General features: G+C 46.5%; 1 protein-coding gene. It reads right to left on the bottom strand.

Features of this window, described 5'->3' with window-relative positions; all coding sequences use genetic code 11:
- Window positions 1–456 (bottom strand): response regulator (locus M3175_RS25955; protein WP_503328632.1); only part of this gene is annotated, 456 nt, incomplete at its 3' end.
- Window positions 457–462: the final 6 nt, after the last annotated feature.

The following is a 462-nucleotide window of genomic DNA, read 5'->3' as shown; positions in this document are numbered from 1 at the left end:
GGTTAATGGCTCACGGGGATGTTGTACCAAAGCTTTTAATACACTAAACTCACCCGTGGTTAAGGTCACGATGTTACCATCACGTTTTAGGGTGCGCGTTGATAAATCTAATGTCCATGACCCAAATTCGACCACTTCCATTTGCTGACTGGGTGCGCCTGGCAATTCACGCGTTTGCCGGCGCAATACGGCTTTAATACGTGCCAATAATTCTTTGGGATTAAAGGGTTTTGGCAGATAATCATCCGCGCCTGCTTCAAGTCCTGCGATACGGTCGGCATCGGAACCTTTAGCTGTCAACATAATAATTGGGATATCGGAGTTTTCTGCGCGTAAGCGATGGCAAATACTGATACCGTCTTCGTTAGGTAGCATCAAATCCAGCACAATCAGCGAAAATAACTCGCGCTGCATCAGTTTGTCCATTTGGCTACCATCATGCGCCGTACGTACAATATAACC

This window comes from Robertmurraya korlensis (genome assembly GCF_023715225.1).
GTDB lineage: Bacteria > Bacillota > Bacilli > Bacillales > Cytobacillaceae > Robertmurraya_A.
The sequence above is the reverse complement of the archived record's forward strand: the minus strand, read 5'-3'. Positions and strand labels throughout refer to the sequence as shown.